The sequence below is a fragment of the Pseudomonas sp. S3_A09 genome (genome assembly GCF_054668065.1).
The window spans coordinates 2,326,340-2,341,447 of the sequence record NZ_CP162752.1 but is presented as its reverse complement, the minus strand read 5'-3'; the positions used below and the strand labels follow the sequence as shown (position 1 = coordinate 2,341,447).

The 15,108-nt window shown below is 60.7% G+C and carries 15 protein-coding genes; 11 read left to right on the top strand and 4 right to left on the bottom strand.

Annotated elements, in window-relative coordinates:
* The first annotated feature begins 5 nt into the window (after positions 1-5).
* From AB4N92_RS11155 to AB4N92_RS11145, 3 genes are all read left to right on the top strand, one after another.
* Positions 6-1,247 (top strand): heme biosynthesis protein HemY, encoded by a 1,242-nt coding sequence (locus tag AB4N92_RS11155; protein ID WP_010207434.1) that lies wholly within the window; start codon positions 6-8, stop codon positions 1,245-1,247.
* A 237-nt stretch (positions 1,248-1,484) separates the two neighbouring features.
* On the top strand, positions 1,485-2,006 hold the full coding sequence (locus AB4N92_RS11150; RefSeq protein ID WP_010207433.1) for a disulfide bond formation protein B: 522 nt from the start codon (positions 1,485-1,487) through the stop codon (positions 2,004-2,006).
* A 209-nt stretch (positions 2,007-2,215) separates the two neighbouring features.
* Positions 2,216-2,674 (top strand): Rsd/AlgQ family anti-sigma factor, encoded by a 459-nt coding sequence (locus AB4N92_RS11145; protein ID WP_010207432.1) that lies wholly within the window; start codon positions 2,216-2,218, stop codon positions 2,672-2,674.
* A 53-nt stretch (positions 2,675-2,727) separates the two neighbouring features.
* On the opposite strand, the gene AB4N92_RS11140 is transcribed toward AB4N92_RS11145, so the two are convergent.
* Positions 2,728-3,405, bottom strand: coding sequence for an FKBP-type peptidyl-prolyl cis-trans isomerase (locus AB4N92_RS11140; RefSeq protein ID WP_042570928.1), 678 nt, complete (start codon positions 3,403-3,405; stop codon positions 2,728-2,730).
* A gap of 192 nt (positions 3,406-3,597) precedes the next feature.
* On the opposite strand from AB4N92_RS11140, the gene AB4N92_RS11135 reads away from it, so the two are divergent.
* A complete protein-coding gene (locus AB4N92_RS11135; protein WP_236266742.1) occupies positions 3,598-4,863 on the top strand; it encodes an AlgP family protein in 1,266 nt (421 codons plus the stop codon).
* Here the strand turns inward: AB4N92_RS11135 and AB4N92_RS11130 are convergent.
* Complete coding sequence (locus AB4N92_RS11130) at positions 4,860-5,327, bottom strand: TIGR02444 family protein (protein ID WP_021492614.1); 468 nt, start codon at positions 5,325-5,327, stop codon at positions 4,860-4,862. The two genes, AB4N92_RS11135 and AB4N92_RS11130, sit on opposite strands and share 4 nt — an antisense overlap.
* A 50-nt stretch (positions 5,328-5,377) precedes the next feature.
* On the opposite strand from AB4N92_RS11130, the gene AB4N92_RS11125 reads away from it, so the two are divergent.
* The 5 genes from AB4N92_RS11125 (at position 5,378) to AB4N92_RS11105 (ending at position 11,204) form a co-directional block, all read left to right on the top strand.
* Positions 5,378-7,288 carry an ATP-binding cassette domain-containing protein gene (locus AB4N92_RS11125; RefSeq protein ID WP_010207427.1) on the top strand — a complete coding sequence of 637 codons (1,911 nt, stop codon included), beginning with the start codon at positions 5,378-5,380 and terminating at the stop codon, positions 7,286-7,288.
* Positions 7,288-7,860, top strand: a complete 573-nt coding sequence (locus AB4N92_RS11120) for a mechanosensitive ion channel family protein (protein ID WP_010207425.1) — start codon at positions 7,288-7,290, stop codon at positions 7,858-7,860. The genes AB4N92_RS11125 and AB4N92_RS11120 overlap by 1 nt, the downstream gene beginning before the upstream one ends.
* 88 nt (positions 7,861-7,948) lie before the next feature.
* Complete coding sequence (locus tag AB4N92_RS11115; RefSeq protein WP_010207423.1) at positions 7,949-8,581, top strand: LysE family transporter; 633 nt, start codon at positions 7,949-7,951, stop codon at positions 8,579-8,581.
* 270 nt (positions 8,582-8,851) lie between these two features.
* Positions 8,852-10,747, top strand: a complete 1,896-nt coding sequence (locus AB4N92_RS11110; protein ID WP_010207422.1) for an FTR1 family protein — start codon at positions 8,852-8,854, stop codon at positions 10,745-10,747.
* A 1-nt stretch (position 10,748) separates the two neighbouring features.
* Positions 10,749-11,204, top strand: coding sequence for a YaiI/YqxD family protein (locus tag AB4N92_RS11105; protein ID WP_010207421.1), 456 nt, complete (start codon positions 10,749-10,751; stop codon positions 11,202-11,204).
* 47 nt (positions 11,205-11,251) lie between these two features.
* Here the strand turns inward: AB4N92_RS11105 and elbB are convergent, their stop codons facing one another.
* Positions 11,252-11,917: an isoprenoid biosynthesis glyoxalase ElbB gene (gene elbB / locus AB4N92_RS11100; protein WP_010207420.1), complete on the bottom strand. Its 666-nt coding sequence runs from the start codon at positions 11,915-11,917 to the stop codon at positions 11,252-11,254.
* Positions 11,918-12,033: 116 nt separating this feature from the next.
* Here elbB and AB4N92_RS11095 point away from each other — a divergent pair, with 116 nt between their 5' ends.
* On the top strand, positions 12,034-13,269 hold the full coding sequence (locus AB4N92_RS11095) for a sterol desaturase family protein (protein ID WP_236266741.1): 1,236 nt from the start codon (positions 12,034-12,036) through the stop codon (positions 13,267-13,269).
* Here AB4N92_RS11095 and AB4N92_RS11090 read toward each other — a convergent pair.
* Positions 13,250-13,879, bottom strand: coding sequence for a DedA family protein (locus AB4N92_RS11090; protein WP_010207418.1), 630 nt, complete (start codon positions 13,877-13,879; stop codon positions 13,250-13,252). The genes AB4N92_RS11095 and AB4N92_RS11090 overlap by 20 nt on opposite strands.
* Positions 13,880-14,087: 208 nt before the next feature.
* Between AB4N92_RS11090 and hemB the strand changes: the two genes are divergently transcribed.
* The gene (gene hemB / locus AB4N92_RS11085; RefSeq protein ID WP_010207417.1) at positions 14,088-15,101 is read left to right on the top strand and encodes a porphobilinogen synthase; all 1,014 of its coding nucleotides are present in this window, start codon (positions 14,088-14,090) and stop codon (positions 15,099-15,101) included.
* The last annotated feature ends 7 nt before the right edge of the window (positions 15,102-15,108 follow it).

Genomic DNA, 15,108 nt, shown 5'->3' with positions numbered 1-15,108 from the left:
AGCCGATGAAACGTTTCTATGTGATCCTGGTTCTGGCGATTGCAATCGCGCTGGCACTGGCAGTGGGCATTTCGAAACACACCGGCTACGTGCTGATTACTTATCCTCATGTGCTGCATTACGAGTCGAGCCTCTGGGCAACCTTGGTTGCGGTATTTGCCATCGGCCTGGCGATCTACCTGATCCGTGTGTTGTTGAGCCTGGTCACCACTTCCGGTGGCGTGGTCAACCCCTGGTCGCGGCGTAACCGCAGCCGTCGCGTACAGATTGCAATCGAGCAAGGTCAGATGGACCTCGCCGAGGGCCGCTGGGCCAGCGCTGAGCGCCACTTGCACCGTGCCGCCGAAGCCGAGCGTCAGCCGCTGCTGTATTACCTCGGCGCAGCCCGTGCCGCGAATGAGCAGGGACGTTACGAAGAGTCCGACGGCTTGCTGGAACGCGCCCTGGAGCGTCAGCCCCAGGCCGAGCTGGCGGTTGCCTTGAGCCATGCGCAACTGCAGCTTGACCGCGGTGATACTGACGGCGCACTGACCACTTTGCAGACCATGCATGAACGTCATCCTCATAACGCCCAAGTCCTGCGTCAACTGCAGCGCTTGCATCAGCAGCGGGGCGATTGGTCTTCGGTGATCCGTCTTTTGCCTGAGCTGCGCAAGGATAAAGTGCTGCCCGCCAGTGAACTGGCCGAGCTTGAGCGACGGGCGTGGGGCGAGAACCTGAGCCTCGCGGCCCAGCGTGAAGAGCAGGGCGAGGCCGGTTTGCAGTCCCTTGAGCGGGCCTGGCAGCAACTCACGTCCGCCCAGCGCCAGGAGCCGCAACTGGTCCTGGCTTATGCCGAGCAACTGCGCCAATTGGGCGCCGATGCCAAGGCCGAAGAAGCACTGCGCGGCGCAATCAAGCGTGGCTACGACAGTCATTTGATTCGACTCTACGGCTTGCTGCGCGGCGGTGACCCGGCCAAGCAATTGAAGTTTGCCGAAGGTTGGCTCAAGGACCATCCAGGGGATGCCAGCCTGCTGCTGACGCTGGGCCGCCTGTGCCTGCAAAACAGCCTGTGGGGCAAAGCGCGGGATTATCTGGAAAGCAGCCTTCAGGTGCAGCGCAATCCCGAGGCCTGTGCCGAATTGGCGCGTTTGTTGGCGCAACTGGGTGACACCGACCGCAGCAACCAGTTGTTCCAAGAAGGGCTGGGGCTCCTGGATAACCGTTTGCTGGCGTCCCCGCTGCCTGTCCCAGTTCGGGCCTGATGTAGGAAGGTAAGATGAGGGTTGGCTCGGACATGTCTGGCGGCCAACCCCTTTCGACCTTGAAAAACTGTTTGTAGAGCGTTTGTGGGCAGCGTCCGACGCTGAACAATCCAACGTCCTCCATCTTCTGGCGGTAAGTCCTTACCCTCTCGCGGAATCGTCTGCTCTGGCACGTATTGAAAGGGGTCAGGCCTTTCCTCTACCGTAACGACCTATCTTTCGCTGTGCGGATAAAGCATGTCTTTGGCCCCTTCACGCTCCTTGTTTTTCCTTGCGTTCCTGGCAGGTGCGCTGACATTGGGCGCGTCCTTTTACCTCGAGTTCGGCGTCTCCCTGCGCCCTTGCTTCCTGTGTCAGATGCAAAGGGGGTTCCTGGCGGCTTTCACATTGATCAATCTGGTCGCCGCGATCCATAACCCCAGGCGCCTGGTGAGTTGCCTGTATGGGCTGGCAGGCATGGTCTTCGCGTTGCTCGGCGCCATTACCGCCGTGCGCCAGGTGTTGCTACAAAACGCCGCACCGGACCAGGCGGCTGATTGCTGGCCCAGCCTGCATTACATGATCGAAAACCTGTCGGTTTGGCAGGCCCTGCAATTGACGGTCAAAGGCACCGTCGACTGCATGGATATCAGTTGGACGCTGTTTGACTTGAGCCTGCCGGAGTGGAGCTTGTTGTTCTTCGTCGGGATGTTGATCCTGGGTGCCATACAGTTTTCACCGCTGCTTTCAAGCCATCGTTTGCGCCCGGCGAGACGCTGAAGGCCACTCACAGTTCGTAAGACGGGATTAAACACTTGTATGAACTTTCTCTCCTGCGTACCTTGAAGCCACAGTCATGCGGGCATAATCTGGCCCGCACGTGTCATTGAAACCGTTTGTCAGATGCGGCCTTGTCCCGCTGTTGCTTTATCCTTGAAGTGTTGCGCGGGCACCAGGCGGCAGCGCCCCTATAGGGAAGAGAGATCACCATGCTGGAAAGTTGTCAGAATGCTCAGGAACGCTGGGGTGGGGTGCACAAGCTGATCGACAGCTGGCTGAAGGCACGTCACGAACTGGTTCGGGCCTTTGATGCACTCGGCGCCAAGCCCGAGGCACTGGCGGAGAACCGTGAACCGTTGCAGGATTTCTGCGGTGTGTTGGTGGACTACGTGTCAGCCGGCCATTTCGGCGTCTACGAACAGCTGACCAAGGAGGCGGAAGCCTTCGACGATCAGCGTGGCTTGGAATTGGCTGAGACCATTTACCCACGCATCGATGTCATCACCGAAAAGCTATTGGCCTTCACCGACCTGTGTGATGCCGGAAACTGTGTTGCTGCAAAATTCAAAGAATTGGGCGCACTGTTGCATGAGCGATTCGAGCTGGAAGATTGCTTGATCGAAGTGCTGCACAACGCTCATAAGGAAGAGCCTGCTACCCAGGCTTGACCCTCGACAGCCCTACAAAAAACGGTGCGCATGACGCACCGTTTTTTATGGCCTCAGTGTCGGGTGCCGAGTAACTCGATCTCGAACACCAGGGGGGTATAGGGCGGAATCAATTCGCCGGCACCGTCGGCACCATAGGCCTGGGCTGATGGGATCACCAGGCGCCATTTCGCACCCACCGGCATCTGTTGCAACGCACTGCTCCAGCCGTTGATCACGCTGTCCAGGCGAAACCACTGGGGTTGCGTGCTTTGGTCGAACACCGTCCCATCGGGTAACCGCCCCACGTACTTCACTTGAACTTGATCGCTGGCCGTTGGCTTGTCGCCAGTGCCGGGGGTGAGCTCGGTGAGCAAGATTCCATCCGCTAATTCGCGCACGCCTTTTACGGCTTTTTCCTTGTTCAGGAATTGGTGTTCGGCCGCGAGTGCTTTTTCGCTTTGCGATGCCTGCGAGTCGGTTTCGGTCTGTGCTTCGTGCTGGGCAAGAATCTGCTCGATGCGTGCGTTGTCCAGTGCCAACGGCTTGCCTTGATACGCTTGCTTTAGACCGTCGATCAACGCCTGCAGCTGCAGGTCGGGAACCTCCTGGCGCAAGCGTTCGCCGAGGCTTGCGCCAAGGCTGTAGGCGAGGTCGTGCTGGTTTGGTTCAGTGGTTTTTGCGGGCGATTGCTCGCTCGCATTGGCCCCTGATATCGCCAAGCCAAGCACAAGGAAAAGATAACGCGACATGGGGATTCTCCCGCCGAAAGTGCGACGGATTATGCCAGTGTGAACGGGTAAAAAGAGCCGTGTATTTTCGTTATATCGATAAGAATTTCCGCACGGTGCAACGCAAGTCAAACGATACTGTCAACATGCCCTAGCGGCGGTAAGAGCAGAGGGCTAGTATGAGCCGCACCCACGTCAGCCAGGAGGTAAACCATGTCGGCCAAACAGAAGCCTGTTAATACCCCGTTGCATTTACTCCAACAACTTTCGGGCAGCTTGCTCGAACATCTGGAAAGCGCCTGTTCCCAAGCGTTGGCCGATGCAGAAAAACTGCTCGCCAAGCTGGAAAAACAACGCGGTAAAGCGCAAGAAAAGCTGCACAAATCCCGCACCAAACTGCAAGACGCCGCGACTGCCGGCAAGGCCAAGGCTCAAGCCAAAGCCAAAGACGCTGTCAAAGAACTTGAGGATCTGCTGGACGCCCTCAAGGATCGCCAAGCTGAAACCCGCGCCTACATTTCCCAACTCAAAAAAGATGCTCAGGAAAGCCTGAAACTGGCCCAGGGCGTTGGTCGTGTGAAAGAAGCTGTGGCTAAAGTGCTGGGCGCTCGTACCCCTGCAAAAGTTGTTGCTGCGAGCTCGGCGAAAAAGCCGGCGAGCAAAGCTGTTGCTGCCAAGGCACCGGTTAAAGCCGCCGCAAAACCTGCTGCCAAAACCGCTGCTGCAAAACCAGCCGCAAAACCTGTTGCCAAAACCGCTGCTGCAAAACCAGCCGCCAAGCCAGTTGCCAAAACTGCTGCTGCAAAACCAGCCGCCAAGCCAGTTGCCAAAACTGCTGCTGCAAAACCAGCCGCCAAGCCAGTTGCCAAAACCGCTGCTGCAAAACCAGCCGCCAAGCCAGCTGCCAAAACCGCTGCTGCGAAACCAGCCGCCAAGCCAGTTGCAAAAACTGCTGCTGCGAAACCAGCCGCCAAGCCAGCTGCCAAAACTGCTGCTGCAAAACCAGCCGCCAAGCCAGTTGCTAAAACCGCTGCTGCGAAACCAGCCGCCAAGCCAGCTGCCAAAACCGCTGCTGCAAAACCAGCCGCCAAGCCAGCTGCTAAACCTGCTGCTGCGAAACCAGCCGCCAAGCCAGCTGCCAAACCTGCTGCTGCAAAACCAGCCGCCAAGCCAGCTGCTAAAACCGCTGCTGCAAAACCGGCCGCCAAGCCAGCTGCCAAACCCGCTGCTGCCAAACCGGCCGCCAAGCCAGCTGCCAAACCTGCTGCTGCCAAACCAGCCGCCAAGCCAGCCGCTAAACCTGCTGCGGCAAAACCCGCTGCAAAGCCAGCCGTTGCCAAGCCAGCTGCCGCAAAACCAGCAGCGGCCAAGCCAGCAACACCTGCTGCTGCCCCGGTAGCATCCACCGCCCCAACTGCACCGGCCAGCAGCACCCCTGCTCCGGTAGCGCCAAGCACCAACCCAACCAGCGCTTCCTAAGTGCTGGTGGCCACGGGGCGCAGCTGATGCAGCGCGCCGTGGTCAAGGTTGGCGGCATCCTCAGCCGCCAGTCCTTCCAGCCACAGTTGCGGGTCCATCGCATCGCCTGCCGGCCACGATTGTGCCAGCGCTTCCAGTCGCGCCAGCAACTGCCGTTCGGCGTCCAGCTCCAGGGCCTTTACCCGCTCGCGTAACCCCGCCAGATCTTCATCCTGCTGCGCCATGCCACGCCATTGTGTGCGTACTCGACGTAACGGTTCGATCACTTGTGTCCGCCACGGCCTGGCAATCTGTCTCAGCGCTTGCAGACGCTCGGTGGTTACTGCCACAGCGCGCTGCTCCAACCACGCACCACACAGCAACAGGCACACATCTGCGCCTTGCTCCTGCAAACGCAGGCATGCGGCTTCGACACCCGGACGGGCGTAGGTCGTGAGGGCAAAGCTCCACAGGTCAGCGTTCATATTCACACCCAAGCCAGCGGCCAACGAAGCTGGTAGACTCCGCCGCCATTATGATCCGACTTCAAAGCCTAACATTACAGCGTGGCCCGCAACGTCTTCTCGAAGACGCCGAGCTGACCCTGCACGCCGGTCACAAAGCCGGCCTGATCGGTGCCAACGGCGCCGGCAAATCCACGTTGTTCGCCCTGCTGCTGGGTGAGCTGACCCCGGATTCCGGGGACTGCTTGCTGCCCGCCGACTGGCGCATCGCCCATATGCGCCAGGAGATCGACACCCTGGACCGTATCGCGATCGACTACGTGCTCGATGGCGACCTGCGCCTGCGCCAGGTGCAACACGACCTGGCCGAGGCCGAGAAAGCCCAGGACGGCGCCGCCCAGGCTCGCCTGCATTCCGAGTTGGACAGCGCCGACGGCTACACCGCCGACGCCCGCGCCCGCAAGATGCTCGCCGGCCTTGGTTTTACCAACGAACAGATGGACCGCCCGGTCGCCGACTTCTCTGGCGGCTGGCGCATGCGCTTGAACCTTGCACAGGCGCTGATGTGCCCTTCGGACCTGTTGCTGCTCGACGAACCGACCAACCACTTGGACCTCGATGCGATCCTGTGGCTGGAAGACTTCCTCAAGAATTATCAGGGCACCTTGCTGCTGATCTCCCACGACCGGGATTTTCTCGACGCCGTGGTCGACAACATTGCCCACGTCGAACAAAAGAAAATCACGCTCTACCGTGGCGGCTACACCGCGTTCGAACGTGCTCGCGCCGAACGCTTGGCCCAGCAACAACAGGCCTACGAGAAGCAGCAGGCGCAGCGCGCGCACATGGAAAGCTACATCGCCCGCTTCAAGGCCCAGGCCACCAAGGCCCGCCAGGCCCAGAGCCGGATCAAGGCGCTGGAGCGCATGGAGGAACTGTCGGCGGCGCACGTCGATTCGCCGTTCGACTTCGTGTTCCGCGAGTCGGTGAAGATCTCCAGCCCGCTGCTGGATCTTTCCGATGCACGCCTGGGTTATGGCGACAAAACCATCCTGGAAAAAGTGAAGCTGCAGCTCACGCCGGGTGCGCGCATCGGTTTGCTCGGCCCCAACGGTGCGGGTAAATCGACACTGATCAAGAACCTGTCGGGCGAGCTTTCGCCTCTGGCCGGCCGCCTGACCCGTGGCGAGAATACGGTGGTGGGCTACTTCGCCCAGCATCAGCTGGATTCTCTCGATTCCAAGGCTAGCCCGTTGCTGCACCTGCAGCGTCTGGCGCCGACCGAGCGCGAGCAGACCCTGCGCGATTTCCTCGGGGGGTTCGACTTCCGTGGTGCGCGCATCGACGAGCCAGTGCTGAACTTCTCCGGCGGTGAAAAAGCCCGCCTGGCCCTGGCATTGATCGCCTGGGACCGTCCGAACCTGTTGCTGCTCGACGAACCGACCAACCACCTGGACCTGGAAATGCGCCTGGCGCTGACCATGGCCCTCCAGGAATTCAGCGGTGCGGTACTGGTGGTGTCTCACGATCGCCACTTGCTCAAGAGCACCACGGACAACTTCCTGCTGGTGGCGGACGGTAAAGTCGAAGAGTTCGACGGTGACCTGGACGACTACGCGCGCTGGCTGACGGATTACCGCCTGCGCAACGCGCCGGTCAGCAATACCCCGGTCAACCCCGACAAGACCGACAAGAAAGCCCAACGTCAGGCTGCCGCTGCGTTACGCCAACAATTGGCGCCGCACAAGCGTGAAGCCGACAAGCTGGAAGCCGAGTTGGGCAAGGTGCACGAGCGCCTGGCCAAGATCGAGACCAGCCTGGGCGACAGCGCCGTCTACGAGGCTGCCCGCAAGGACGAGTTGCGCGACCTGCTGGCTGAACAGGCCAAGCTCAAGGTACGCGAAGGGCAATTGGAGGAAACCTGGATGGAAGCCCTCGAACTGCTCGAAACCCTGCAAGCGGAGCTGGAGGCGCTGTCCTGATGGAAGCGTTGCAACTGCCAATACCGACGCAGTGGGTCGAACCCGTCTGGGTCGGCGTGCAAATCCTGCTGATCCTGCTGGCCGGCTACCTCGCCCAGCGCTTTGTCGCCAAGGGCCTCACTCGCTTGGGTGAGCGCTACCCGTTTCCGCCGCAACTGCTGATGCCGCTGCGCGGGGGCCTGCGCTGGCTGATCATGGGCAGTGCGTTGATTTTTGTGCTGGGCCGCCTGGGTGTGTCTGCCACGGTGTTGTGGACGGCGCTGTCGGGGTTTGTCGCGGTCGCCGCGGTGGCGTTCTTCGCCATGTGGTCGGTACTGTCCAACCTGCTGTGCGCCATTCTGATCTTCACTGTCGGGCCGTTTCGCCTGGGCGATATCGTCGAATTGGTGGATACCGTCGACAAACCGGGGGTGAAGGGTCGTGTCGTGGCGATCAATCTGCTCTACACCACGTTGATCGAAGTGGCAGAGGCGGGTACTGACAGCGCGATGGTGCAAGTGCCCAACAGTCTGTTTTTCCAGCGTTCTGTTCGGCGGTGGCCAGGTACCCACGTGTTTCCGGGCGACCGCTAGCATTCACATCTTGTAAAAATCTATAGCCAGCCTTTGGTCGGCGGAGTTAGCTTAAGGCACAACAGCGAACTCCCTTCCGAGGTGTGCAATGGCACTCGATACGTGGCTGGCCTTTTTCCTGGCCAGTTGGATCATCTCCCTTTCTCCTGGCGCTGGCGCCATCGCCTCGATGTCCAGCGGCCTGCAATACGGTTTCCTGCGTGGTTACTGGAACGCCATCGGCCTGCAACTGGGCCTGGCGATGCAGATTGCCGTCGTTGCTTGCGGCCTGGGTGCCATTCTGGCGACGTCTTCCACCGCCTTCTATGCGATCAAATGGTTTGGCGTGGCGTACCTGGTGTACTTGGCCATCAAGCAATGGCGCGCTTTGCCCATGGACATGACCGATGAAGCGGCCGTGCGCCCGATCGGCAAGCCGATGGCGATGATGTTCCGCGGCTTTCTGGTGAATGCCAGCAACCCCAAGGCCCTGGTGTTCATGCTGGCGGTACTGCCGCAGTTCGTGAACCCGCAGGCGCCGCTGCTGATCCAGTACCTGATCCTGGGGGCGACGATGATCTGCGTCGATATGGTGGTGATGGCGGGTTATACGGGGTTGGCGTCGAAGGTGTTGCGCCTGCTGCGTACGCCTAAGCAACAGAAACGTCTGAACCGTACGTTTGCGGGGTTGTTTGTGGGGGCGGCGGGCTTTCTCGCCAGCCTGCACCGCGCAACGGCATAACTGACGAAACCGGATCAAACATGTGGGCGCTGGCTTGCCGGCGATAGCATCACCTCGGTGTTTCTGAAACACGGGGGTGTCTGCATCGCAGGCGAGCCAGCGCCCACATTTGATTTGTGTTGCGTGCGGTAAACGCCGAGATCATCTCCTGTCGCCTGCCACTCGATGTGATAGTGCCCATCTCTAAAAACGCCAAATCACTTACGCCTTGAGTCAAACCCGTTAAAGCCTAACAATGTGTTACTTCGTATTTCCATTTGAGATTCGTTCATGACTGCCCCCTTCCGTTTTCTCGTCTGGCTACTGTTGCCGGCGTTGATGTCGTGCAGCTTCAACCTGTTGGCCGCGACTGCCGAGGGCGCCCCACAAGCCCTGCATTTGCTGGACTACATTGGCGCTGACTATCCACCGACGGTAGAGGCGGGCAAGGTGATCGATGAATCCGAATACCGCGAACAGCTTGAGTTTCTCGGGGTGCTGCAAGGCCTGGTGGCAGAACTCCCTCAGCGGCCGGAGCGCGCTGCGTTGGTCAAAGGCGTCGATGAACTGTTAGCGGCTGTCACTGCCCGTCAGGACGGTGCGACAGTCGCCCGGCAAGCCCGTCAATTGGGCGCTCAACTGGCCGTGGCTTATGAGGTCAGCCAAGCCCCGGCGATCACCCCTGATCCAACGCGCGGCGAGCCGCTCTACGCCCAGCATTGCTCGGTGTGCCACGGCACGACGGGGGCCGGTGATGGCCCGGCCAGCGTCGGTATGACGCCGCCACCGGCCAATCTGCGTGACCCTGTGCGCCTGGACCGCCTGAGCCTCTATGCGGTCTACAACACCCTCGGTCTGGGCGTTGAAGGCACCGACATGCCGTCCTTCTCCGACCAACTGGACGACCGCCAGCGCTGGGACCTGGCCACGTATATCGCCGGCTTCACCGCAGACCCGGCCGCCGCGAAAAGCGAGCAACCGTTCAACCTTGCGGACCTGGCACGCCAGACCCCCAATGAAGTACTGGCCGCGAGTGGCCCTGCTGCTGCCGCGACGTTCCGCGCCCAGCGTGCGCAACCGCCGCAGGTCAAGCGTGGCCCGGCGCAGTTGCTCGATTACACCGCCACCACCCTGGACAAGAGCCTGGCCGCATTCCGCAACGGCGACCACGAACAAGCCTACGACCTGTCGGTAGCCGCGTACCTGGAAGGCTTTGAGCTGGTGGAAAGCTCGCTGGATAACGTCGACGCCAACGTGCGCAAGGACACCGAGAAGGCGCTGATGGCCTACCGGCAGTCGTTGCAGGACGGTTTGCCGGTAGAGCAGGTGCAGCAACGCCTGGATGTGGCCAAGGGCAAACTCACCGAGTCCGCCGGCTTGCTGGGCAGTGATGGCCTGAGTTGGTCGCTGAGCTACATCTCCGGCTTGCTGATCCTGCTGCGCGAAGGCCTGGAAGCCATTCTGGTGCTGGCGGCGATCCTCGCGTTCCTGCGTAACACCGGCCAGCAGTCGGCGGTGCGCAGCGTCAACGTGGGTTGGGGGCTGGCGCTGTTGGCGGGTCTGGCGACCTGGGCATTGGCCGCGTATGTGATTGACGTGAGTGGCGCCCAGCGCGAGTTGCTTGAAGGCTGCACGGCGCTGTTTGCCAGTGTGATGGTGCTGTGGCTCGGCGTGTGGATGCACGACCGCCGCCACGCCGCCGCCTGGCAGGACTACATCAAGAGCAGCCTGGTAGGCGGCGGCGGGCGTTTCGGCTTCGCGATGCTGGCGTTCTTCTCGGTGTACCGCGAGCTGTTCGAAGTGATCCTGTTCTACGAAACCCTGTGGCTGCAAGCCGGCCCGGCTGGACACAACGCCGTGCTGGCGGGTGGTGCGACGGCGCTGGTGCTGCTGGTGGGCCTGGCGTGGGTGATCCTGCGTGGTTCGGCGAAGTTGCCGCTGGCGCTGTTCTTCGGCATCAACGCGGCGTTGCTGTGCGCGCTGTCGGTAGTATTTGCGGGGCATGGCGTGAAGGCGTTGCAGGAAGCCGGCATCTTCGGTACTCGCCCGGTGGCGTTCTTTGACTTCGACTGGCTGGGCATCCACGCCGATGCATACTCGCTGAGTGCGCAGGCTGTGGCGATCCTGGCGATCGTGGTGTTGTATGGCCGCAGCCGAGTGGCCGAGAAGCGCCGAGTGGCGGCCTGACATGCGGGTGTGGATCGATGCCGATGCCTGCCCTCGTGCAGCCAAGGACCAGGTGGTGAAGTTCGCCCTCAAGCGCCAGTTCGAGGTCGTGCTGGTGGCCGGTCAGAGCCAGATCAAGCCGAGCTTTTCGTGTGTGAAACTGATCGTAGTGCCCAGCGGCCCGGATGCAGCGGATGACTACCTTGTAGAGCACGCGGTGCCTGGCGAGTTGGTGATCTGCAGCGACGTGCCGCTGGCCGACCGCCTGGTGAAAAAGGGCGTCACCGCCCTCGATCCACGGGGCAAGGAGTTCAGCCCGGCGAACATGAGCGAACGCCTGGCGGTGCGTAACCTGTTCACTGACCTGCGTGAACAGGGCCAAATGGGCGGTGGTCCACCGCCCCATGGCGAGAAGGAAAAGCAGGCCTTTGCCAATGCTCTGGACCGCATTCTCACTAAGTTGATGCGTCCCGCTTGACCTCGGTAGGGGAGCCCGCGCACCACGGTTGAATGATTGGCTGCTCGTCAGTCGTTTTCGTGGGTGAGTTCCAACACCCGGTCCACCAGCTTGTTGATCCCCGAAGCGACCTCACTGATGTTTTTGCCGAGCATATAGGCCGGCGTGCTCACCAGCTTGCGCGCCTTGTCCTCGACGATATCTTCCACCGTGCACTCCTGGTGGGTGGCGCCCATTTTGTCCAGTGCGGCAGCCGTGTCGGCACAGTTGCCGATGGTGCAGGTCACGCCCGGGCCATAGATCTTCGCCGCTAGGGCCGGTGAGATACAGATCAGCCCCACAGGCTTGCCGGCTTCGGCAAAGGCCTCGGCCAGCTCCAACACCTGCGGGTTGACGCTGCAGCCGGCGCCTTCCACGGCAAAGTTCGACAGGTTCTTCGCCGCGCCAAACCCGCCGGGCACGATCAGCGCGTCGAAGTCTTCGGCATTGGCTTCGCGGATGTCTTTCACATCACCGCGGGCAATTCGGGCCGACTCCACCAGTACGTTGCGTGACTCGGGCATTTCTTCGCCGGTGAGGTGGTTGATCACGTGCAGTTGCGCGATGTTCGGGGCAAAACATTGGACTTGAGCGCCGCGCTGGTCCAGGCGCAGCAAGGTGATCACGCTTTCTTGGATCTCTGCGCCGTCATACACGCCGCAGCCGGAAAGGATCACTGCAATCTTTTTGCTCATGGGCATTTCTCCTGGGGTCTTGGCGTTAAATGTCTACTAATTTGTCATCTGTTGCCAATGGGATCTCGCGTCGCTGCACCTAATCTTGATGTAACAAAAATAGACCGGACCAGACCATGGACTTCGTGCCTTACGCGGTACCGTTTTTCATCGCCTTGATCGTGGTAGAGCTGCTTGCCGACCGCTGGCGCGGCGAGCGCAACTACCGGGTGGCGGATGCCATCAACAGCCTCAGCACCGGCGTGCTCTCGACCACCACGGGGCTGCTGACCAAGGGCGTGGGGCTGTTGACCTACGCGTTCGCCCTCAAGCATCTCGCCGTGTTCGATCTGCCGGTCCAGAGTGTCTGGACCTGGGTGTTCGCCTTCGTGTTCTACGACTTCTGCTACTACTGGCTGCATCGCATGGGTCACGAACGCAACATCCTGTGGGCCGCGCACTCGGTGCATCACCAGAGCGAGGACTACAACCTCAGCACCGCCCTGCGCCAGACCAGCACCGGTTTCCTGCTGAGCTGGGTCTTCTACCTGCCCCTGGCCGTACTCGGCGTGCCATTGGTGGTGTTTATCAGCGTGGCATCGCTCAATTTGCTCTATCAATTCTGGGTACACACCCGGCATGTGCCGAAGCTCGGCTGGTATGAGTGGTTTTTCGTCACGCCGTCCAATCATCGGGCCCACCATGCACAGAACGCTCTCTACATGGATCGCAACTACGGCGGGGTGTTCATTTTTTGGGACCGGCTGTTCGGCACCTTCCAGGAAGAAGACGACAATGAACCGGTGATCTTCGGCGTGACCACGCCCTTGGCCAGCTGGAATCCACTGTGGGCCAACCTGCAGTTTTATGCGCAGTTGTGGAGTGATGCGCGGCGTACCGAGCGTGGGTGGGACAAGTTGCGTATCTGGTTCATGCGCACTGGCTGGCGCCCGGCGGACGTGAAGGCCAAGTACCCGTTGGCCAAGCATGACCTGACGCAGTTCCGTAAATTCGAGGTGCCGCTGGATGTACGTCAGCAGATCTATATCGCCCTGCAATTTGCGGCGTATGTGGGCTTTGGCAGCTATTTGATGAACGTCGGCGAAGGGCTGCCCACGGCGGCGCTGGTCCTGGGCTGGAGTGCCATGGCGCTGGGGTTGTTTACCTTGGGTGTGGCCCTGGAGAATCGCCCATGGGCGCTGAAGGCCGAGCTTTTACGGCTGGTGCTGAATGTGCCGCTGGTCTGGCTGGCGCCGCTGGTCGGGCTATGGCCAGCCAGCCACCTGGGCTGGCTGGGCCTGCTGAGCTACAGCCTGCTCAGCGTGATTGGCCTCTACTGCTGCAGAAGCCGGTTTACTCGACTGGTGTCTTAGGCGTTTCGACCGGGACCGGCTCGGCGGCGAGCCGGGCCTTGGCACAGGCCTCGCGGGCAATGCGCGCATTCTTGATACGGCGGCGCAGCCACAGGCCGAAGCCCAGTAGCAGCAACGCGCCCAATACCCACAGCTCGTATTTCTTGATGCTGCCCAGCATGCCTTCCAGCACTGCCCCGAAGTGATAGGCCGCAGCGCCTAAGGCCAAAGCCCAGATCGCGGCGCCAATACCGTTGAGGATCAGGTAGCGCAATGGCGGATAGCCAGAAAGGCCGATCGCCACCGGCATGACCGTGCGCAATCCGTAGACGAAGCGGAAGCTCAACACCCAGATATCCGGGTGCCGGCGGATGTGCTCCAGAGCCTTGTCACCCATCAATTGCCAGCGCGGCTTGCGCGCCAACAGCTTACGGCCGTGCTTGCGGCCCATGTAATACCAAAGCTGATCGCCGGCATAGCTGCCGAAAAATGCAACGACCACCACCAGGTTGATATCCATGTAGCCACGGAACGCCAGGAAGCCCGCGAGAACCAGAATGGTCTCGCCTTCAAAGAAGGTGCCCAGGAAGAGCGCAAAGTAGCCGAAGTCATGCAGAAATTGTTGAAGCATGGTCTGGGGTGCTGGCGAAATGAACGCGCAGCCTACGCCTTCATGAAGATTCATGAAAGTATCGAGATGTGTCACGAAGTGAACAATTCCTACAGAAGTGACGAATGCGACTTCAGGTCGCATCCTTAAGCACAACTGTCATACCTTCGTCATAATGGCCGCTTATAACTGCAACGCTCGCCCGTAAACCCGGGCTCAGGAGTCTGTCGTGAGCTTTACCCCTGCCAATCGCCTGTTCCCCGCCACCCGTCTGCGTCGCAATCGTCGTGATGATTTCTCTCGCCGCCTGGTGCGGGAAAACGTACTGACGAGCAACGATCTGATCCTGCCGGTCTTTGTACTGGACGGAGAAAATCGTCGGGAAGCGGTGGCATCGATGCCCGGTGTGGAGCGTTTGACCATTGATCTGCTGCTTGAAGAGGCCGCCGGTTGGGTCGAGCTGGGAATTCCTGCATTGGCGCTGTTCCCGGTCACGCCTTCTGAACTCAAGTCCCTGGATGCTGCCGAAGCCTGGAACCCGGAAGGGATCGCCCAGCGTGCCACCCGCGCCCTGCGCGAGCGTTTCCCGGAGCTTGGGGTGATCACTGACGTGGCGCTGGACCCGTTCACCACCCACGGTCAGGATGGCATTCTTGACGAAGACGGCTATGTTCAGAACGACATCACCGTCGATGCACTGGTCAAGCAGGCCTTGTCCCACGCAGCGGCAGGTGCCCAGGTGGTTGCGCCGTCGGACATGATGGACGGTCGCATCCAGGCGATTCGCGAAGCCCTGGAGCTGGCGGGTCACGTCAATGTGCGGATCATGGCCTACTCGGCCAAGTACGCCAGCGCCTATTACGGCCCGTTCCGCGACGCGGTGGGTTCGGCGCTGAACCTGGGCAAGGCCAACAAGGCTTCGTACCAGATGGACCCGGCCAACAGCCATGAAGCCCTGCACGAAGTAGCGGCCGACCTGGCCGAAGGCGCTGACATGGTGATGGTCAAGCCGGGGATGCCGTACCTGGACATCCTTTATCGGGTCAAAGAAGAATTCAAGGTGCCGACGTTTGTCTATCAGGTCAGCGGCGAGTACGCGATGCACATGGCTGCAATACAGAATGGATGGCTGAGTGAAGGGGTGATCCTTGAATCCCTGACAGCCTTTAAACGCGCCGGGGCTGATGGCATTCTGACCTACTTCGCCGCCCGCGCCGCCCAATTGCTTAGAGAGCAACAATAGCCCTCAC